The following is a 19,887-nucleotide window of genomic DNA, read 5'->3' as shown; positions in this document are numbered from 1 at the left end:
GCCATGCGCCCATTCCTCTTTCCCCATGCCACAGCACTCGCTTTCGTCGCGACGCTTCTGGTTCCTTGCGCAGCATGGGCTGCGCCGGCTGATGCGGCCCAGGCATCGCCCGTTGCAAAAGACCCGGGCTATACCTGGGCGTTGGGGCTGGCGGCGTCCAATGGACCCGACTACGCAGGGAGTAGCAAGCGCGGCAATAGCCTGCGCCCGGTCATCGGCGTGGACATTGGGCGCTACACCCTCAGCAGCGGTGGCGGTGGCTCGCTGCTCGATTTCGACTTGGAGCCGCGCTTCACTGGCTTGAGCGCGCGGCTGTTCGATGCCGAGCGTTTTCACCTGAGTGCAGGCTTGCGCATCGGCGGTGGCCGTACCCCTGACGCCGATTCGCCGATCTACGGCCTGCCCGATGTGCGCCGCACGCTGCTGGCGCGCCTGTCAGCAGCCTGGATGCTGACGCCAGAGTTCAGTCTGCGCAGCTCGCTTAACCAGGACTTGCTGGGTCGCAGGGGTGGAACCACGGTGCAGACGACGCTGCAGTATGAGTGGCAGGTGACGCCGCGCACCGAAATTGGCCTGGCCGCCGGTTTCACCCTGGCCGACGCGATTTATCTGCGCAGCTACTTTGGCGTACCCGCCGACGTGGCCTTGGTGCGTACGCCGTTCCCTGCCTATTCGCCCGGCGCAGGCGTGATGAGCACCGACTTGGGGCTAGAAGTCAAGAGCGCGATTACCGACCGGTGGATCGTGTTTGGCGGCGTGCGCTTGAGCCAACTGCGCAGCGATGCGCGCAACAGCCCGATCGTGGTCAAGCCGAACAACTATGGGGTGACGGTGGGACTTGCCTACCGCTGCTGCCATTAGCGGACCGATCCTGCAGCCACGCTCTCCAGATTGAGCAGCGCCGCTTCCACCGCAGCCGCCGTGGTGAGCGGCTGCTCCATGGGAAAGAGGTGCGTGCCGTCCAGCATCGAGATGCGCCCCTCGGTCACGCGCGCCGTCAGCGCCATGCCTACCTGCTGCATTTCGACCGAGGCAAGGCCGCCAACGAAGGCCGCCGGGCAGCGCAGCGGGTGCTTGCGCAAGAGCGCAACCAGGTTGTGCGGCAGTGTGTTGTAGATGGCGGTCTCCACGTCCCGGTCGAAGCGCAGCGCGCGCTGGCCGTCTTCGTCCTGCAGCCCGTGGGTGATGTAGTCGGCGAGCACCTGAGGGTGCCAGCGGGCAAATGCCTTCTTGCGGGCGAAGTGCTGCAGAGCTTCCTCATCGCTGGCCCAGTGCTTGCGGCGGCGGCTGCTGACCCGTCCGGGCGAAACCGTGCCCACCATCTGCGTGCGCTTGGCGACGTTGACCGCGTTGGCGCGCCAGCCGCTGATGAGAGGGGAGTCAAGCATGAGCACTCCGCGCGCGATTTGCGGGTGCAGGGCGGCGGTCATCGCGCTGACGATGCCACCAAGCGAATGCCCGACCAGAAACACCGGCCCACCGTGCTTGGCCACCGCATCGGCTGCGAAATCCGCCAGCTGCTGCACCAGGTGCGGCCAGTTGCTGGTGACGGGGTAGCGCGGGTCGTGGCCAAAGCGGTCGATGGCGCTCAGGGTGAAGCCGCGCTCACGCAGATGCTGAAAAAGCAGGCTGTAGGTGCCGCCTGGGAAGCTGTTGCCGTGCGAGAAAACGATAGGGGTCATGAGAGGAGGCGCGTTGCGTGGGCGAGCGGGTGCAGTGCGCCATGAGAGCGTGAGGGGCGCAAGTGTAGTGGCCTGTACTTGCGGGTGATGCCTCTATCATGAAGCGGTGTCTGCTCGTTTTCTGGGGTCCACCATGCCTGATGTGAATCCATGCGCACTGCGCGACCGTAGGCCGTACGGCATCCACCACCGCTGGCGCGCAGTCGTCTGCGGCGCAGCGCTCACCGCACTGGTGGCCTGTGGCGGTGGCCACGATGACGGGCCCGTGGCCGTGCAGCCGCCGATCCCGGCCAACCCGGTGGGGCGGGGTGAGCTCAAGGCCAGCAGCCCCTTGGGCAGTATTGCCCCGGCCGCAATCGCCGACGCGCTCGCCCTTGACAAGACGCAGGTGCAGGGTGTCGTGCCGCGCTATGTCGTGGCCTCCTGGCGGCTGGAATACACGACACTGGACGCCGACGGCCACGAGGTGCGTGCCTCCGGCCTCATCAGCGTGCCGCAAAAGCCTGCCGGCAGCACCAGTCCCGTGCTCAGCTACCAGCACGGCACCATTTTTCATGACGCCGAGGCGCCCAGCAACCATGCCGCGCCGAACGAGGTGGCGGTGGTGCTGGCCTCTCTGGGCTACGTGGTGGTGGCGCCCGACTACGTGGGGTTTGGTGTTTCGCGCGGCACGCCGCACCCCTATTTGCTGGCAGCGCCCACGGCGGCGGCGGTCAACGATTTCCTCACGGCGGCAACCTACTGGCGTGCCGCCAATGGGGTGCAGGACAACGGCCAGCTCTTCCTCACCGGCTATTCGGAGGGTGGCTACGCCACCATGGCCGCGCACCGCGACCTGCAGGCCAGCGGCTCGCCGCAGCTGGCCCAGTTGCGTATGGCAGTGCTCGGCGCCGGGCCCTACGACGTGCAGACCACGCTCGATAGCCTGATTGCTGTGGTGAGTGCCAAACAGCCGCTTCTGGGGGCCCTGATCAACCTGGGTTTTCTGCGCTACCTGGGCAGCAGCGTGCAGAGCGAAGTGCGCCGCGCCGTGCTGAGCCAGCTGATCCCGGGCGATGCCGACGTGGTCTACGACACGCGCTTCCTCGACAGCTTTTTTGCTGACGACTCACGTGCCATTGCCCAGGACAGCAGCGTCTACGACTGGCGCCCGCAGGTGCCGGTGGCGCTGTTCCATGGCCGGGACGACCAGACCGTGCCCTATGCCAGCTCAGTGAACACCCTGCAAGCCATGCAAAAGAGGGGCGCGGGCGATCTGGTGTCGCTGACCGATTGCCAAGCCACTCCGGCTGGCCACATTCCGTGCGTGCCGCCGTTTGTGGCGTTCATGCTGGGGCGCGTTGGGGCTGTGGCGCAGGGTCTGTAGCTTTCAGAACGTGTTTACGATCTCCCAGAGGCCGCGCAGCGGTCTTTGCGGGATGGGATGCAAGGCGCGGTGGGCGGCCAATAGCCCCGCTATTGGCAAGCGCCGCAACGCAGCAGACCGCCCGCAAAGACCACTGCCCAAAGGGTTGGAGCGAAATCGGGCGATTGGACGCCCCGGCTGCTTGCATGGGCATGAGCCCATGCGGCGCATCCGAAGCATCCACTCATCCCGATTTCGCTCCAACGCGGCTCCTGCGAGATCGTGAACACGTTCTCAGTTGCTGGCTGCCTGCAAGGCGGCGTCCACCGTCTTTTGTGCCTCGGCCAGAATCTGCGCCAGGTGCTCCGCCCCGCGAAAACTCTCGCCGTAGATTTTGTAGATGTCTTCGGTGCCCGAGGGCCGTGCGGCATACCAGCCGCTAGGGGCACTCACCTTGATGCCGCCGATGGCGGCGCCGTTGCCGGGGGCCTGGGTGCACACGGAGGTGATGGGTTCCCCCGCCAGCGTGGTGGTGGTGATCTGGCTCGCCGAAAGTGCGGCCAGCGCCTGCTTCTGCTGCGCGTTTGCCGGTGCTTCCACGCGGTCTGCGGCAGGCTCACCCAAGTCTTTGGTCAAGGCACCGTACAAGCGGCCAGGGTCGCTGCCGGTGACGGCGGTGATCTCGGCGGCCAGCAGGGCGGCGGCAATGCCGTCCTTGTCTGTCGTCCACGCCGTCCCGTCGCGGCGCAAAAAGGCCGCGCCGGCGCTCTCTTCGCCGGCAAACCCCAGGCGGCCGTCCAGTAAACCTTGTGAGAACCACTTGAAGCCCACGGGCACGTCGAAGACCGCGCGCTTGAGCCGGGCGGCCACGCGCTCGATCAGCGCGGTGGTCACCACCGTCTTGCCCACCGCCGCGTGTGCGCCCCATTTCGGACGGTGGCGAAAGAGGTAGTCGACCACTACGGAGAGGTAATGGTTGGGCGCCAGCAAGCCCGCGCCGGGCGTGACGATGCCGTGCCGGTCGTGGTCGGTGTCGCAGGCAAAACCGACGTCGAACCGGTCTTTGGCGGCAATGAGCCGTTGCATGGCGAAACGCGACGACGGGTCCATGCGGATCTGCCCGTCCCAGTCCAGCGCCATGAAAGCGAACTGTGGGTCCACCACCTCACTCAGCACGGTGAGATCGAGCCGCCAGCGCTCGGCAATCGCCGGCCAGTAGTGCACGCCGGCACCGCCCAGCGGGTCCACCCCCAAACGCAGCCCCGAGCCGCGAATGGCTTCCATGTCGATGGCGTGGTCGAGGTCGTCCACGTAGTGGCGCAGAAAATCGTGGCGGTGCGTGGTACTGGCCCGCAGCGCCGCTGTAAGCGGCATGCGGCGTACGCCTTGCAGGCCCTGCTCCAGATAGCGGTTCGCAGCCGCGCCGATAGCCTGGGTGATGTCCGAACCGGCCGGGCCGCCGTGCGGCGGGTTGTACTTGAAGCCACCGTCCCGTGGTGGGTTGTGCGAGGGCGTGGCGACGATGCCGTCGGCCTGCGCGCTGCTGCCAGTACGGTTGTGCACAAGGATGGCGTGCGAAACGGCTGGGGTCGGGGTGAACTCTCCACCCGGCGCCAGCATCACGTCCACGCCATTGGCGGCAAGCACTTCGAGCGCGCTGTCGCAGGCGGGCTTGGAGAGCGCGTGGGTGTCGATGCCCAGGAACAGCGGCCCGGCAATGCCCTGCGCGCGGCGGTGGTCGCAAATGGCCTGGGTGATGGCCAGAACATGCCATTCGTTGAACGACACGTCGAACGCCGAACCACGGTGGCCCGAAGTGCCAAACGCCACGCGCTGTACGGCCACGCTGGGGTCGGGGCGCTCGGAAAAATAGGCCGCCAGCAGCTGGTCCACGTCGATGAGCGCGGACGTCGGTGCGCTCTGGCCGGCAAAAGGGCTTTGGTGCGGGTTCATGGCTCAGGCCTTCGCTTGGTGGCGGCGCAGTTGCTCTTGCGCAGCGCGCACCACGTGGGCGGCGTCGAAACCAAAATGGGCCAGTACGTCCTTGCCGGGTGCCGACGTGCCAAACGAGTGCATGGCCAAAATGGCGCCATGGCGGCCCACATAGCGCTCCCAGCCCAGGCCGGAGCCGGCTTCTACCGAGACGCGCGCCTGCACCGCGTCGGGCAGCACGCTCTCCTGGTAGGCCGCGTCCTGGCGCTCGAACAGCTCCCACGACGGCATGCTGACCACCCTGGCGCGAACGCCATCTTTTTTAAGTTGCTCGTACGCAGCGATGCACAGCGCCACTTCGCTGCCGGTGGCCAGCAGCAGCACCTCGGGCGATCCCCCCTCGCAATCGGCCAGCACGTAGGCGCCATGGGCCACGCCTGCTGCGCTGGCGTACTGCGTGCGGTCCAGTGTGGGCAAGGCTTGGCGCGTGAGCACCAGGCTGGTGGGGCCATCGGTGCTCTGCATGGCAATCCGCCAGGCCTCCACCGTCTCGTTGGCGTCGGCCGGGCGCAGCACGCGCATGCCGGGCATCGCGCGCAGCGAGGCGAGCTGCTCGATGGGCTGGTGGGTGGGGCCGTCTTCGCCCAGCGCAATCGAGTCGTGCGTCCAGATGTAGGTGACGGGCAGGCCCATCATGGCGGCCAGGCGCATCGCACCGCGCGCGTAGTCGGTGAAGATCAGAAAGCCCGCCGCAAAGGGCCGCAGCCCGGCGAGCGCCATGCCGCTCACGGCGGCGCACATGGCGTGCTCGCGGATACCGAAATGGAAGTTGCGTCCAGCGAAACTGTGAGCGTCGGCTTTCGCGCGTTCGCCGTCGTCTGCCAGCGGACCAGGCTCGAAGACACCCGCAAAATCGAAGGTCAGCACGGTTTTGGTGGACGGCGCCAGGTCGGCCGCGCCGCCCAGCACCCAGGGTACCTGCCTGGCGATGGCGTTCTGCACCTTGCCTGCCGCGTCGCGGGTGGAGACCCCCTTGGCACTGGCTTCAAAGCGGGGCAATGGCGCGTCCCAGCCTTCGGGCAGCGTGCCCGCCTGCATGTGGGCAATTTGCTGCGCCAAGTCTGGGTATTGCACCTGGTATTTTTGGTAAAGCGATTCCCAGGTGGCATGCGCCTTTGCTCCACGCTGGCCGAAGTGCGCCTTGAAGTGCTGGGGCACAACGCTGGGCACCAGAAATTTTGCGTCCGGGTCCCAACCATAAAACTCCTTGGTCAGCCGCACTTCGTCTTCGCCCAGCGGCTCGCCGTGGGCCTCTTTCTCGTCCTGCTTGTGCGGCGCGCCATAGCCGATGTGGCTTTGCACGACGATCAGCGTCGGCAGGCTCGGCTGCAGGGCAAAGGTCTCGAGATGGGCAGACAGCTGCTCAATGGCGTTGGCATCTGCCACGTGCAGCACGCGCCAGCCATAGGCCTCGAAGCGCGCACCCACGTCTTCGGTGAACGTGATGTCCGTCGCGCCTTCGATGCTGATGTGGTTGCTGTCGTAGATCCAGCACAGGTTGGCGAGCTGCAGATGGCCGGCCAGCGAAGCCGCCTCGGCGCTGACGCCTTCCATCATGTCGCCGTCGCTTGCCAGGGCATACACCTTGTGGTCGAACAGCGTGAAACCGGGGCGGTTGTAGGTCGCGGCCAGCCAGGCCTCGGCCATCGCCATGCCGACCGACGTGGCCACGCCTTGGCCCAGCGGGCCAGTGGTGGTCTCGAACCCGGTGGCCCAACCGTGCTCGGGGTGGCCGGTGCAGCGGCTGCCCAGTTGGCGAAAGCTCCTGATCTCGTCGAGCGTGACCGCTTGGCCCAGCGAACCGCGTGCATCGTCGCCGCTGCCGGGCTTGACGTCGCCCAGGAACAGCAGGCCGTAGAGCAGGGCGCAGGCGTGGCCGCACGAGAGCACGAAGCGGTCGCGGTTGGGCCAGGCGGGTGCGTGCGGATCGTAGTTGAGGAAGCGCTGCCACAGGCAGTAGGCCGTGGGCGCCGCGCCCATGGGCGTGCCGGGGTGGCCGGAGTCGGCCTGTTGTACCATGTCGATGGCCAGGGTGCGCAGCGTGTTGATGCACAACTGGTCCAGCTCCGTGGCGGGGGCCGTGGCGGTTGTGGTGTCCATGGTGTCGCGTTCAGTCATCCCATCTCCTTGCGCAGTTGGCGGTAACGGCGCATCAGCGCGTTGGTAGAGCTGTCGTGCGCCAGTTGCGGCGCATCAACGGCGGCGAGCTCTTTCGCCGTGGTGCCCGCCAGCACCTTGCCCAGTTCCACGCCCCACTGGTCGAACGGGTCGATGTTCCAGACCACACCCTGCGTGAACACGCTGTGCTCGTACAGCGCCACCAGCGCACCGAGCGAGTGCGGGCTCAAGCGCTCGGCCAGCAAGCTGCTGCTGGGGCGGTTGCCTTCGAACGTGCGGTGCGGCGCAACGCTGGGGTCTGCGCCTTCGCTGAGTACCTGCTGCAAGCTCTTGCCGAAGGCCAGCGCCTCGGTCTGCGCGAAGAAGTTCGCCATCAGCAGGTTGTGCTGGCTGTCGCTGCCGCTGGCGTCTGGCTCCAGCGGGTTGAGCGTCTGGCAAAAGCCGATGAAGTCGCAGGGCACGGTCGATGTGCCCTGGTGCAGCAGTTGGTAGAACGAGTGCTGGCCGTTGGTGCCCGGCTCGCCCCACACAATGGCTGAGGTGGCGTAGTTCACCCGTGCACCGGTCAGCGTCATGTGCTTGCCGTTGCTCTCCATCGTGAGCTGCTGCAGGTAGGCGGGAAAGCGGCTCAGGTACTGCGCATAAGGCAGCACGGCTTGTGTCTGCGCCCCCAAGAAATTGGTGTTCCACACCGCCAACAGGCCCATCAGCACCGGCAGGTTCTGCGCCAGCGGGGTATTTTTGAAATGCTCGTCCATGGCGCGAAAGCCGGCCAGCATGTCGCCAAACTGCACCGGCCCAATGGCCACCATGAGTGAGAGGCCAATGGCCGAATCCATGGAGTAGCGCCCGCCCACCCAGTCCCAGAACCCGAACATGTGTTCCGGCGCAATGCCAAATTGGGCCACCCCCTCGGCATTGGTGGACACGGCCACGAAGTGCCTGGCCACCGCCGCGTCGCTGCCCAGTTGCGCCACGCACCAGGCACGCGCGGCGTGCGCGTTGGTCAGCGTTTCCAGCGTGGTGAAGGTCTTGGAGCAGACGATGAACAGCGTCTCGCCCGCGTCCAGGTCGCGCGTGGCCTCGACCAGTGCTGTCGCGTCCACATTGGAGACAAAGCGGCATTGCAGATCGCGCTGGCTGTAGTGGCGCAGTGCCTCGTACGCCATCACCGGCCCCAGATCGGAGCCGCCAATGCCAATGTTGATGACGGTGCGAATGCGCTTGCCGCTGTGGCCGCGCCACGCGCCGCTGCGCACGGCATCGGCAAACGCTGCCATGCGGCGCAGCATGGCGTGCACCTCGGGCACGACATCGACGCCGTCCACCAAAATCTGCGTGCCCGTGGGCGCGCGCAAGGCCGTGTGCAGGGCTGCGCGGTGCTCGGTGGTGTTGATGGCGTCGCCGCGAAACATGGCGGCAATGCGCTCGCTCACGCCGCATTGCTCGGCTAGCTGGAGCAGCAGGCGCAGGGTGTCGTCCGTGATGCGCTGCTTCGAGTAATCAAGGTACCAGCCGGCAGCCTCTGCGCTCAGGCGCTCACCCCGGCCGGGGTCGCTGGCAAACAGCTCGTGCAGGTGCTGCCCGCGGTGCTGCTCGTGGTGGGCGGTGAGGGCCTGCCACGCCGACAAGCTTGTCAGTTTTGGCGGTGTGCGCGGTGCGTTGAAATCGGTCATGGGTCGGTCTTCGCAGAGGAAGGCGTGGCTTTGTTGGCAAGGTTGTCCAGCAGCTTGGCCCAGGACTGCGAAAACGACTCTGCGCCTTCGCGCTGCAATTGCTCAGCCAGCGCGTCGATGTCGATGCCTGCCTCGCGGCATTGGGCGATGGTGGCGTCGCCGCCATTGCCATCGCCCTGCAGGCTTGGCTGCACCTTGCCGTGGTCAGAAAACGCAAACAGCGTTTTTTCTGGCAGGGTATTGATGGTGTCGGGCGCGGCCAGTGCCTCGACGTACAGCGTGTCGGGCGCCGCAGGGTCTTTCGTACCGGTGCTTGCCCACAGCAGGCGCTGCACATGCGCGCCAGCGGCGGCGAGGCGGTGCCAGCGCGGCAAGGCCAGCAGCTCGCGGTAGGCGCGGTAGGTCTGCGCGGCGACCGCGATACCCAGGCGGTTGTGCAGCGCGCCCGGCAGCCGCTTGTTGGCGGCCACGTCCCAGCGGCTGACAAAGAGCGAGGCGACCGAATTCACCTTGGCGTCCAGCCCTGCGGCCACGCGCCGCTCGATGCCGCGCAGATAGGCCTCGGCCGCCGCCTGGTACTGTGCCGCCGAAAACAGCAGCGTGACGTTGACCGGCACGCCAGCAAAGATGGATTCTTCTATGGCCACCACGCCCTCGGGCGTGCCGGGAATCTTGATGTACAGGTTCGGCCGGTCGGCCAGCTGGTGCAGGTGCACCGCCGCCGCAACCGTGCCCTTGGCGTCGTGCGCCAGCAGCGGCGAGACCTCCAGCGACACCCAGCCGTCCACGCCGCCCGTGGCTTCGAACACCGGGCGGAACAGGTCGGCGGCGCGGCGCAGGTCGGCAATGGCCAGGTCGAAGAACAGCGCTTCGCCCGCCTGGCCCTTGGACGTGCCGCGTGCAATCGCCTCGTCATACGCGTCCGAGGTGCCGATGGCGTGCTCGAAGATGGTCGGGTTCGAGGTCAGCCCGGTAATCGAATATTGCGTGATGTAGCGCGCCAGCGCGCCGCTGTCGAGCAGCGGGCGGGTGATGTTGTCGAGCCACAGGCTCTGGCCGAGCGCGTGGAGTTGTTGCGTGGCTTTCATGGGGTGTCCTTTGCGGGAGGGGACAGCACACTGGGGTTGTGCCAGCCGCCGTGCACTGTCATCAGCGTATCGGCTGCGGCGGGGCCCCAACTGCCTTGTGGGTAGGGTGTGGCGGGCATGTGCTCGGTGAGCACTGGGTCCACCACGCGCCAGGCGGCTTCAATGGCGCCTTCGCTGGCGAACAAGGCGGGGTCGCCCGCCATGGCGTCGCCCAACAGGCGCTCATACGGGCTTTGCTCGCCGGCTTCTTCTTCGGTCAGTACCAGTTCCTTTTGTTCGCCGGTAAAGGCTTTGCCGACGCGTTTGACGCGTGCTGCCAGGGCAATCACCGAATGGGGCGAGAGGCGAAAGCGCAGGTGGTTCACCTCGTCTCCGCCCGCGCCGGCATCGTCAAACAGCCGCACCGGTGGGGGTTCGAGCCGCACCAGCACTTCGCAGGCGGTGGTGGGCAGGCATTTGCCCGAGCGCAGGAACCAGGGCACGCCGGCCCAGCGCCAGGAGTCGATGGACAGGCGCAGCGCGCAGAACGTCTCCACATCGGAGTCGCCCGCCACCTGCCCTTCATCACGGTAGCCCTGGTACTGGCCGCGCACCAGGTCTTCGGGCCGCAAGGGCCGCATGGCGTTCAACACCTGGAACTTCTCGGCCTCCACCGCGCTGAAGTGCTGGCCGCCCGGCGGCTCCATGGCCAGCAGGGCGACGATTTGCAGCAAATGGTTTTGCACCACGTCGCGCAGGCACCCGGCGCTTTCATAAAAACCGCCCCGGCCCTGCACGCCAAAATCTTCGGCCAGGGTGATCTGCACGCTTTTGACGTGCTGGCGGTTCCACAGCGGCTCCAGGAACGCGTTGGCAAAGCGGAAGTAGAGCAAATTCATGATCGCTTCCTTGCCCAGGAAGTGGTCGATGCGAAAGATGGCGTTGTCGGCAAACACTTCCCGCGCCACCTGGTTGAGCGTGCGCGCCGAAGCCAGATCGCGGCCAAAGGGTTTCTCAATGATGACGCGGGCGTCCTGTGCCAGGCCCGCAGCGCCGAGGCTGCGGATCACCACCGGGAACAGCGCGGGCGGAATGGCGAGGTAGTGCGCCGGCCGCCGGGCGGTTCCCAGGGCTGCTTTCAGCGCGCCGAAGGTGGCGCTGTCCTGGTAGTTGCCGCTGACGTACTGCAGCTGCGCGAGGAAGCTGTCGAGCTTGCCACCCGCTGCCGCTGCGCCAGAGGCCTGCACGCTGGCGCGTGCGCGCGTGCGAAACTCCTCCTGGCTCCAGGGCGACGAGGCCACGCCAATGACGGGCACGTTCAGGTCGCCCCGCAGGTGCAGTGCATAGAGTGCCGGTAAGACTTTCTTGTGCGCCAGATCGCCCGTGGCGCCAAACACCACCAGGGCGTCGGAGCGGGCGGGTGGCTGCGTGCCGTCGTGCGCCATGTCAACCCCCGCTCGTGGGTGCGGGGCCGGCTTTTTCCGCATGCCCGCCAAACTCGTGCCGCATGGCCGATTGCACGCGGTTGGCAAAGTCGGCCTCGCCGCGTGAGCCAAAGCGCGCATAGAGCGCAGCGCTCAGCACGGGGGCCGGCACGGCGGCGTCAATCGCAGCCTGCACCGTCCAGCGGCCTTCGCCGGAATCGGAGACGCGGCCGGCAAAGTTGTCGAGTTGGGGGTCGGCGGCCAGCGCCTCGGCGGTCAAATCGAGCAGCCACGAGCCAATCACGCTGCCGCGCCGCCACAGCTCGGTGATTTCAGGCAGGTCCAGCGCGTACTGGTAGTGCTCGGGGTGGCGCAGCGGCGTGGTTTCGGCATCGACTTCGTGCTGGAGCTTGCCCACATTGGCGTGGTGCAGGATGTTCAGTCCCTCGGCGTAGGCGGCCATGATTCCGTATTCAATGCCGTTGTGCACCATCTTCACAAAGTGCCCCGCGCCGTGTGGGCCGCAGTGCAGCCAGCCGCGCTCTGCGGTGCCGCCGCCCGCCTTGCGGCCAGGAGTGGGTGTCAGCACACCGGCGCCGGGCGCCAGCGTCTCGAAAATCGGCGCCAGTTGGGCGACGGCCTCGTCCTTGCCGCCCACCATCTGGCAGTAGCCGCGCGTGAGGCCGGCCACGCCGCCGCTGGTGCCCACGTCGAGGTAGTGGATGCCCTTGGCCTCCAGCGCAGCGGCGCGGCGCAGGTCGTCGTGGTAGTACGAATTGCCGCCGTCGATGACGGTGTCACCGGGGCTGAGCAAGGGCACCAGACCGTCCAGCACGCCATCGACCACGGCGGCCGGCACCATGAGCCAGATGGCGCGGGGCAGGGCGAGGGCAGCGACGAAATCTTGCAGCGTGGTGCTGCCCGTGGCACCCAGGCCCACCAGCCGCTGGACGGCCTCGGCACTTTGGTCGTGCACCACCAAGGCGTGCCCGCCGCGCAGCAAACGGGTGCTCATGCTGGCCCCCATGCGTCCCAAACCAATCATTCCCAGTCGCATGCCATCGTCCTGTTCTTCCGCGTCGACTGGTGGTTTTCTGCGCGTTCGCGGCTGTCGTCGGCACGGGAAGGTGGGCAGGCACACGGGCAACACCCGAGCGTTTCGCGGTCCGGGCGCAGCCACGATGCTAGACCTTGCGCCGGGGCAAGGCTGTCGGCCAAGACCGACAGTGGCGTTTCGCAGGCGCCGTGGGTGCCACGCCGGTCACTGTTCCCAGAACGCTTCGATCAGCGCGCCCTGGGCATCGAGCAGCCACCATTCGATCACCACGCTGCGCGGCCCCAGCCCCAGAATGCCCAGCGCGCCGCGCGGCGCCGAGCGGCGCGGGCAGCGCCAGAGCTGGTCGCCGGGCTGCACGATGGCGAGCACCGCCTGGCGCACGCTGGCGGGCACTTCGGGGGCGTGCACGTCCACGGGCCGGTCTTCGCCGTTGCCGCTGTTGTTGGGTGTGTCCGGGTGTGGCGGCATGGCATTCCGTTTCTCAATCAGGCGCCCCCAGCGGCGCTGCGCGCCAGGTTCAGCGCCAGCAGGCGGCGCAGGATTTCGTCGTCAGGCATGTCGCCCGTGTAGTCGCGCCAGCCATAGGCCGCTGCCACGGCGGCGGCGAGCCAGGCGGGGCGCTGGTTGTAGAGCTGGGTGAGCGTGCGCTTGGCCCGCTCTTTCTCGAACCCCGCTTTGGCCACGGTGCGGTCGGGGTAGGGCGATGCGGCCAGGCCCAGCGGCACCACTTCGGGCACGCGCGCTGTCCATTCGGGCGGGTTCAGCCAGGCTTCGCGCAGGGCGTTCAGGCGCTGCGCGGCCTGGGCGATGGCGGTGGCGTGCTGCCGCAATACTATTGTTTCGATAGCTGGTTGCGCTTGCCCCATATGCGCTAGAGGCCTATTTGGCTCTAAATATTTAGCTGTGAAGGCTGGTCGGGGCGTCTGAGAACGCGCCATGCAGTCACAGGAGGGATACATCTGATGCACTGCCAGCCTTGTGGGGAGTCTCTACGTCAGGCAGTTCTTTTACAACTGCAGCCGTGAGAGCTTCGAAGCAATCTAGGCATGCTCTTACCGAGCCCGAAAGACATGTGATCCAGAACCTTTGGGGCAATTCGCTTCCACAAAGAGCGCTTGCTCTTCGTTGCGCGCGTAGGCAGGGCCGGGAACGCCGCCGGGCGTGCCCCATTTGGCGATGAAGTCTTGGGGGGTCATGGCAGGGCAAGTTTTGACTCAATAGCCGCGCAGCAGCATGTCGAGTGCGGTTTCTATTTCCAGCATTTGCGCTATGGCGCTGTTGCAGCTTTGGCGCAACTCAGACTGCAAGAAAACGGCAATACCCAGTGGGTGCAGGCGCACCGTTTGGCCGCCCACCGCGATGGCCGGGTTGAAGCGCTCGGTCATGCCGGGAAAGGCGCCGGGCCGTGCGAGGGGGACGCAGACGCGCTCGGCAAACTGGTAGAGCAGGTCGCTCTGGATTTCCAGCACAAAGGGGAAGTCGGCCCGGTCTGGCTCTATGGGGTTGGGGTAGATGTCGAATCGCGCCACGGCTTAAACGCCTTCGCTGCGCCAGCGGCGCACGCGCTGCGAGTAGGGTTCGCGCTCAGTCGCCCACGCGTTGTATTGCGCAATTTGCTCGGCATGCTGCTCTGCCCATTGCGCGGTTGGCGCGGTGGTTGCAGGCTGCGTGCCATAGCGAGCCGGCTCTTCCTGCACCGAGGGGGTGGCCGGCACCACTTTGACGGGGTGCATCACGATGCTGCCGTCCGCCAGGGTCTCGACTTGGAACAACTGTCCGGCGTACCTCTTGCCCAGCGAGATCTGGCCGCTGGCGCCCACTTCTTTCAACATGGCATGGCTCCTGGTGCGTGTCATGCCATCATGCGGCATGAAATTTCACGGGTCAAGCTCTAGGGCAATGCTGAACAAGTCCCTCACGCGCCGCGCATCCGCACCTCGGGCGGTCTGCGGCGTTGCAAATCCTCGCCATAGCTGCGGCTATGGCTGCGGTTTGCGCCTTGCATCCCATCCCGATGCACGGCGCGCATCATCATGGTGACTTATTCAGCATCGCCCTAGGCATCGCTGCCTTGAGCTGGTACAGCGCGTCGAGCGCCTCGCGTGGGCTGAGCTTGTCGGGGTCGATGGCGGCCAAGGCGGCTTCCACGCGGCTGGGGGCCAGCATTTCGGGCGCCGGCGGTGGGGCGAACAGGTCCACTTGCAGCTTGCCTTCGCCGGCCCGCGCCTCCAGGGCTTCGAGCGCGTGGCGCGCATGGTTGAGCACGGCGGTGGGCATGCCGGCAAGTTTCGCCACCTGAATGCCGTAGCTGCGGCTGGCCGGGCCGGGGGCGATTTCGTGCAGGAAGACGATGTCGCTGCCCGATTCGGCCGCGCTGACATGCATGTTGACCGCGTGGCGCGCTTTGGCGGGCAGCTCGGTCAGCTCGAAGTAGTGCGTGGCAAACAGCGTGAAGGCGCGGGTCTTGTCGTGCAGTTGGGTGGCGATGCTGCCGGCCAGCGCCAGGCCGTCGAAGGTGCTGGTGCCGCGGCCGATTTCGTCCATCAGCACCAGACTGTGCGGCGTGGCGGCGTGCAGGATTTGCGCGGCCTCCAGCATCTCCAGCATGAAGGTCGATTGCGCGTTGGCCAAGTCATCCGCCGCGCCAATGCGGGTGTGGATGGCGTCGATCGGGCCGAGCCGGCAACTGGCGGCCGGCACATGGCTGCCGATGCTGGCGAGCAGCACGATCAGCGCCACCTGGCGCATGTAGGTCGATTTGCCGCCCATGTTCGGGCCGGTGATGACCTGCATGCGCGTGTTGGCGTTGAGGCGTGTGCTGTTGGCGATGAAGGCGCCGCTCGACGTTTCCGCCAGGCGCGCTTCCACCACCGGGTGGCGGCCGGCTTCGATCTCGATGCAGGGCTCGCCCACAAACTGCGGCGCGCACCAGTTCAGCGTGAGCGAGCGCTCGGCCAGGCAGCACAGCACGTCCAGCGTGGCCAGCGCCTCGGCCAGGCGGGTGAGCGCCGGCACGTGGGGCTGGAGCTGCACCAGCACCTGGTCGTAGAGCCATTTCTCGCGCGCCAGCGCCCGCTCGGAGGCCGACAGTGCCTTGTCTTCAAATGCCTTGAGTTCGGGGGTGATGAAGCGCTCGGCGTTCTTTAAAGTCTGGCGGCGGCGGTAATCCTCGGGAACTTTGCCGAGTTGGCTGCTGGTGACTTCGATATAGAAGCCGTGCACCTTGTTGAACTGCACGCGCAGGTTGGCGATGCCGCTGCGTTCGCGCTCGCGCGTTTCCAGGTCGAGCAGGAAGGTGTCGCAGTTGGTCTGGATGGCGCGCAGCTCGTCCAGCTCGGCGTCGTAGCCGGTGGCGATGACACCGCCGTCGCGCACCAGCGCGGCGGGCTCGGGGGCGATGGCGCGCGCCAGCAGGGCGGTGCAGTCACTGGGCGGTGTCAGCGCAGAAAAAATATGGGTCAAATAGGGCTCTGGCGCATACCCTGCTTGCGCTAGCAGCTCTGTTTTTTGTAGTGTCTGGCCCAGCGCCAGCAATTCGCGCGGGCGCACCTGGCCGAGGGCCACGCGGGCGGTGATGCGCTCCACATCGCACACGCCCTTGAGCGCGGCGCGCAGGCGCGTCCAACTGCCGTCGTTGCGCAGCGCAGTAGTTGCCGAGAGGCGTGCGCGGGCCGGGGCGCGGTCGCGCTCGGGCTCCAGCAGCCAGCGGCGCAGCAGGCGGCTGCCCATGCCGGTCATGCAGGTGTCGAGCAAGGAAAACAGCGTGGGCGCGTCGTCGCCGCGCAGCGTCTTGACGAGTTCGAGGTTGCGCCGGGTGCTGGCGGGCAGGTCGATCAGCTCGCTGCCCCGCTGCACGCGCAGGCTGTGGATGTGCGTCAGTGGTCGGCCCTGCGTGTGCTCGGCGTAGTGCAGCAGCGCGGCGGCAGCGGCGTGGGCCTCGTGCAGCTCGTGCGCGCCAAAGGCCTGCAGCGTCGCCACTTGCAGGTGCGCGAGCAGGGTGCGCTCGCCCAGCGCGGCGTCGAACTGCCAGTCCGGGCGCGGCGCCAGCGGGCAGCCAAAAACGCCTTGCTGGCGCAGGGTTTTGAGGTGGTGCTCAAAGCGCTCGGTGGCGCCGGCGCTGTAGATCAGCTCGCTGGGCGCAATGCGGGCTAGCCAGGCGGGCAGTTCGTCCAGTGCGCACTCGGCCAGCAGCACGCAGCCCTGCGTCACGCTCAGCCACGCCAGGCCGCAGCGTGCGCGCTTGCCGGCGTGCACGGCAAGCAGGGTGGACTCCTGCTTGTCGGACAGCAGCTCGGTGTCGGTCAGCGTGCCGGGGGTCACCACGCGCACCACCTTGCGCTCCACCGGGCCCTTGGCGGTGGCCACGTCGCCCACCTGCTCGGCAATGGCCACCGATTCGCCCATGCGGATGAGGCGTGCCAGGTAGTTCTCAAGCGCGTGAAAGGGCACGCCCGCCATCACCACGGGCTGGCCGGCCGACTGGCCGCGCTGGGTGAGCGTGATGTCGAGCAGGCGGGCGGCCTTTTCGGCATCGGCAAAAAAGACCTCGTAGAAATCGCCCATGCGGTAGAGCAGCAGCGTGTCGTGATACCCGGCCTTGAGGGCGAGGTACTGCTGCATCATTGGGGTATGAGGGATGGGCTCCTTTTCTTGCGATGTCAATTTGAAAGTCCGTTTTAAATCAATAAGTTACGATATTTTAATGGAGCCATTCGTGCGGCATAGGCCTACCATCGCCACCATTCGCGTGGGGTTGGCGTGAATGTGCACCTGCCCATTACTTTGTTGCAAGTCGGACTCCGTCAACATCAAGCACCCCCTCGCTTTGCATTCGTCTCAGCGTTCTGTAAAGCGCTTCGTGAGACAGCCCAAGCTCGGCTGCCCACGACTTGCGGGATTGGTTGAGAGTCAAAATACCGTCGGCGCCTTCGGATTCAATGTAATGGCTGATGCGGTCGGCCGCGCTGTTGAGGCTCAGGCGCTCGCATTGCGCCCGAAGTTTTCGGATCTCTTTGGTCAACTGCGATTGCCAAGCGCTGCGAAATATGGGGTCCTCTTCCAAGGCGGCGCGAAACGCGGCGACGGGAAGCATCAGGATGGTCGTGGGCTTGGTCGTGATTGCATCGCAGTGGTAAGAGCGGGCTTCAAGACTCGCCTCGGCAAGGAAGCCGCCCCGCGAGCGCTGCAATATCACCTCGCTGCCGTTGCGGGCCAATCGAATCAAACGTGCCTCCCCTGAGACCACCAAATAGACGCAACGGACGGGATCACCAATGCGAAAGAGTGGCTCGTGTGCCTGTGCATCAAGGCGTTTGGCTTGTTGGCGCAGGCCGATCGGGATCAAGCCTGCGGCGGGTTGGGCCTCAATGAGGGAAGGCCAGTCCAGCTTTTCGATGGCGGATTGCATATGATTTGGATCATAACCCTATAGGGCTATGGAACCATAGGATGGGGCAGCGTCGCTATCAGAGAAACACCATGTTCAAAACCCTCATCACCTCATGTGCCCTGGCCACTCTCGCATCGGGAGCACAAGCCCAAATGAGGGGTTCCACGGCCATGGACCATTCAAACATGGACGATGCCGCCCATATTACGATGATGGAACAAACTCAGCGCCAGGCCGCTGTCGCCGAGCGCGGCAAGGATGTGATGCCATTCAGCCTTGCGGCGACCACGCACGTCTTCAGCAAGACCGCCGAGGGCGGTGTGCAACAGGTGGTGGCCAAGAGAGCCACCGATGCGGCGCAAGTCCACTTGGCGCGTGGCCATCTGCAAGAGATTCGCGAGCAGTTTTTGAAGGGGGATTTTTCAGGGCCATCGCACATTCACGGCCAGGACATGCCCGGTCTCGCCGAACTCAAAGAGGCAAAGGTGGGCCAAATCGCGATCGACTACCAAGACATCAAGGGCGGCGGCCAGTTGACTTACAGGACGGCGGATGCCTCTTTGGTGGCAGCCCTGCACACATGGTTTGACGCACAGCTTGCCGACCACGGCAAGGATGCCATGGAAGGTCACGCCAACCACGGCGATATGAAGTAGCAAAGAGCGCTACTTCGTCTTTAAAGCGTTGGTGTGCCGCACTTGGGGTTGTGATAGATGCCGATTTCGATCATGCCGATTGGACCTCTGAACGCTCATACCACCCTTTGCTGTTGTTGGCGATGCTCACCACCAGCAACATAGCGGGCACTTCGATCAACACGCCCACCACGGTCGCCAGCGCCGCCCCGGAGTTGAAGCCGAAAAGACTGATCGCAGCGGCCACCGCCAATTCGAAAAAATTGGAGGCACCGATCAATGCGGATGGGCATGCAATGTTGTGCTTTTCTCCTGCCACGCGATTGAGCCAATAGGCCAGCGCGGAATTGAAAAACACCTGAATCAGGATCGGCACCGCCAGAAGGCCAATCACGAGAGGCTGCTTTAGGATCGCCTCGCCCTGGAAGGCGAACAGCAGCACCAGCGTGGCGAGCAGGGCCGTGATCGACCACGGTCCGATTTTGGCCATTGTGGCGTCGAATGCCGATTGCCCCTTGGACAGCAGAAATTTGCGCAGCAACTGCGCCAGGATCACCGGAATCACGATGTAGAGGGCGACCGAGGTCAACAGGGTGTCCCATGGCACCGTGATGGCGGACAGGCCCAACAGAAACGCCACCAGCGGCGCGAAGGCGATCACCATGATGCTGTCGTTGAGCGCGACTTGCGAGAGCGTGAACAGGGGATCACCGCCAGTGAGTCGGCTCCACACGAAAACCATGGCTGTGCACGGCGCGGCAGCCAGCAAAATCAGTCCGGCAATGTAGCTGTCGAGCTGGTCAGGTGGCAAAAGTGGAGCGAACCAGTGGCGAATAAATAGCCAGCCGAGAAACGCCATCGAGAACGGCTTGACCAGCCAGTTCACAAACAGCGTTACGCCAATGCCCTTGACGTGCTTGCGCACTTCGCCCAGAGCGGAGAAGTCCACCTTGACCAGCATCGGGATGATCATCACCCAGATCAGCAGGCCCACCGGCAGGTTGACCTTCGCGATCTCCATGCGGCCAACCGCTTGAAACACGCTGGGCAGGAGTTGTCCCAGCGCGATGCCAGCGATGATGCATAGGAACACCCATACGGTTAGATACCGCTCGAACACGCTCATGGGGGCGCCGGTCGCCCGTTTTGCTGTTGCCGCACATTGGACGCTCATGTCATTCCTTTGCGAGTTCGCGGGCGGTTGTTTGAAGCAAAGCCTTGTCCAGCTTGCCAGACGGCAGCTTGATCAAAAGGTCAAACCGGCACTTGATCAGGTGAACGGTCTTGCGGAAGGCTTCAAACTTCTGGTCATCGGGCGCGTCGCCTTTGGAAGGATCGTCAAGCATCCATTTGGCGAGCGTGTCAACATGCACATGGACATGGAATCGTTTCATGGGGTTTGCCTTGGTGGGGTTAGCGAAGTAATCGGCCCGCCCGTGCCGCAAATCGTGCCGAAGAAACACGTGGCGTTGGCCTGCCGAATATGGCATGGTGGAACGCAG

General features: G+C 65.6%; 17 protein-coding genes and 1 pseudogene. 3 read left to right on the top strand and 15 right to left on the bottom strand.

Annotated features, from left to right (window positions below):
* Positions 1-3 precede the first annotated feature (3 nt).
* Positions 4-861: a MipA/OmpV family protein gene (locus tag D3F03_RS06810; protein WP_158606141.1), complete on the top strand. Its 858-nt coding sequence runs from the start codon at positions 4-6 to the stop codon at positions 859-861.
* Here D3F03_RS06810 and D3F03_RS06805 read toward each other — a convergent pair.
* Entirely contained in the window at positions 858-1,682 is an 825-nt protein-coding gene (locus D3F03_RS06805) for an alpha/beta fold hydrolase (protein WP_119108655.1), read from the bottom strand. The two genes, D3F03_RS06810 and D3F03_RS06805, sit on opposite strands and share 4 nt — an antisense overlap.
* A 133-nt stretch (positions 1,683-1,815) precedes the next feature.
* Here D3F03_RS06805 and D3F03_RS06800 point away from each other — a divergent pair, with 133 nt between their 5' ends.
* Entirely contained in the window at positions 1,816-3,048 is a 1,233-nt protein-coding gene (locus D3F03_RS06800; protein ID WP_119108654.1) for an alpha/beta hydrolase family protein, read from the top strand.
* Positions 3,049-3,321: 273 nt separating this feature from the next.
* On the opposite strand, the gene pgm is transcribed toward D3F03_RS06800, so the two are convergent.
* From pgm to D3F03_RS06735, 12 genes are all read right to left on the bottom strand, one after another.
* Entirely contained in the window at positions 3,322-4,980 is a 1,659-nt protein-coding gene (gene pgm, locus D3F03_RS06790; protein WP_119108653.1) for a phosphoglucomutase (alpha-D-glucose-1,6-bisphosphate-dependent), read from the bottom strand.
* Positions 4,981-4,983: 3 nt separating this feature from the next.
* A complete protein-coding gene (tkt, locus tag D3F03_RS06785) occupies positions 4,984-7,137 on the bottom strand; it encodes a transketolase (protein WP_245960535.1) in 2,154 nt (717 codons plus the stop codon).
* On the bottom strand, positions 7,134-8,813 hold the full coding sequence (gene pgi, locus D3F03_RS06780) for a glucose-6-phosphate isomerase (RefSeq protein WP_119108652.1): 1,680 nt from the start codon (positions 8,811-8,813) through the stop codon (positions 7,134-7,136). Before pgi ends, tkt begins: the two co-directional genes overlap by 4 nt.
* Positions 8,810-9,901, bottom strand: coding sequence for a transaldolase (gene tal / locus D3F03_RS06775; protein WP_119108651.1), 1,092 nt, complete (start codon positions 9,899-9,901; stop codon positions 8,810-8,812). The genes pgi and tal overlap by 4 nt, the downstream gene beginning before the upstream one ends.
* Positions 9,898-11,325, bottom strand: a complete 1,428-nt coding sequence (zwf, locus tag D3F03_RS06770; protein WP_119108650.1) for a glucose-6-phosphate dehydrogenase — start codon at positions 11,323-11,325, stop codon at positions 9,898-9,900. The genes tal and zwf overlap by 4 nt, the downstream gene beginning before the upstream one ends.
* Before the next feature lies 1 nt (position 11,326).
* Entirely contained in the window at positions 11,327-12,361 is a 1,035-nt protein-coding gene (gene gnd, locus D3F03_RS06765) for a phosphogluconate dehydrogenase (NAD(+)-dependent, decarboxylating) (RefSeq protein ID WP_119108649.1), read from the bottom strand.
* Positions 12,362-12,565: 204 nt separating this feature from the next.
* Positions 12,566-12,829: a hypothetical protein gene (locus D3F03_RS06760; RefSeq protein ID WP_119108648.1), complete on the bottom strand. Its 264-nt coding sequence runs from the start codon at positions 12,827-12,829 to the stop codon at positions 12,566-12,568.
* A gap of 17 nt (positions 12,830-12,846) precedes the next feature.
* Positions 12,847-13,191, bottom strand: a complete 345-nt coding sequence (locus D3F03_RS06755; protein WP_199665425.1) for a hypothetical protein — start codon at positions 13,189-13,191, stop codon at positions 12,847-12,849.
* 384 nt (positions 13,192-13,575) lie between these two features.
* Positions 13,576-13,890, bottom strand: coding sequence for a CcdB family protein (locus tag D3F03_RS06750; RefSeq protein ID WP_119108647.1), 315 nt, complete (start codon positions 13,888-13,890; stop codon positions 13,576-13,578).
* A gap of 3 nt (positions 13,891-13,893) precedes the next feature.
* Positions 13,894-14,193 (bottom strand): hypothetical protein, encoded by a 300-nt coding sequence (locus D3F03_RS06745; protein WP_147414709.1) that lies wholly within the window; start codon positions 14,191-14,193, stop codon positions 13,894-13,896.
* Between the two features lie 199 nt (positions 14,194-14,392).
* Positions 14,393-16,984: a DNA mismatch repair protein MutS gene (mutS, locus tag D3F03_RS06740; protein WP_119108645.1), complete on the bottom strand. Its 2,592-nt coding sequence runs from the start codon at positions 16,982-16,984 to the stop codon at positions 14,393-14,395.
* 154 nt (positions 16,985-17,138) lie between these two features.
* Complete coding sequence (locus D3F03_RS06735) at positions 17,139-17,768, bottom strand: Crp/Fnr family transcriptional regulator (RefSeq protein WP_119108644.1); 630 nt, start codon at positions 17,766-17,768, stop codon at positions 17,139-17,141.
* 71 nt (positions 17,769-17,839) lie between these two features.
* Between D3F03_RS06735 and D3F03_RS06730 the strand changes: the two genes are divergently transcribed.
* The gene (locus tag D3F03_RS06730; RefSeq protein WP_119108643.1) at positions 17,840-18,406 is read left to right on the top strand and encodes an aspartate carbamoyltransferase; all 567 of its coding nucleotides are present in this window, start codon (positions 17,840-17,842) and stop codon (positions 18,404-18,406) included.
* A 70-nt stretch (positions 18,407-18,476) separates the two neighbouring features.
* Here D3F03_RS06730 and arsB read toward each other — a convergent pair whose 3' ends face one another.
* Both arsB and D3F03_RS06720 read right to left on the bottom strand, forming a co-directional pair.
* Positions 18,477-19,559, bottom strand: coding sequence for an ACR3 family arsenite efflux transporter (arsB, locus tag D3F03_RS06725; RefSeq protein ID WP_199665424.1), 1,083 nt, complete (start codon positions 19,557-19,559; stop codon positions 18,477-18,479).
* 1 nt (position 19,560) lies between these two features.
* Positions 19,561-19,887: pseudogene (locus tag D3F03_RS06720) on the bottom strand (hypothetical protein); the annotation flags it as partial.

Source organism: Simplicispira hankyongi (assembly GCF_003570885.1).
GTDB classification, from domain to species: Bacteria; Pseudomonadota; Gammaproteobacteria; order Burkholderiales; family Burkholderiaceae_C; genus Simplicispira; species Simplicispira hankyongi.
The sequence above is the reverse complement of the archived record's forward strand: the minus strand, read 5'-3'. Positions and strand labels throughout refer to the sequence as shown.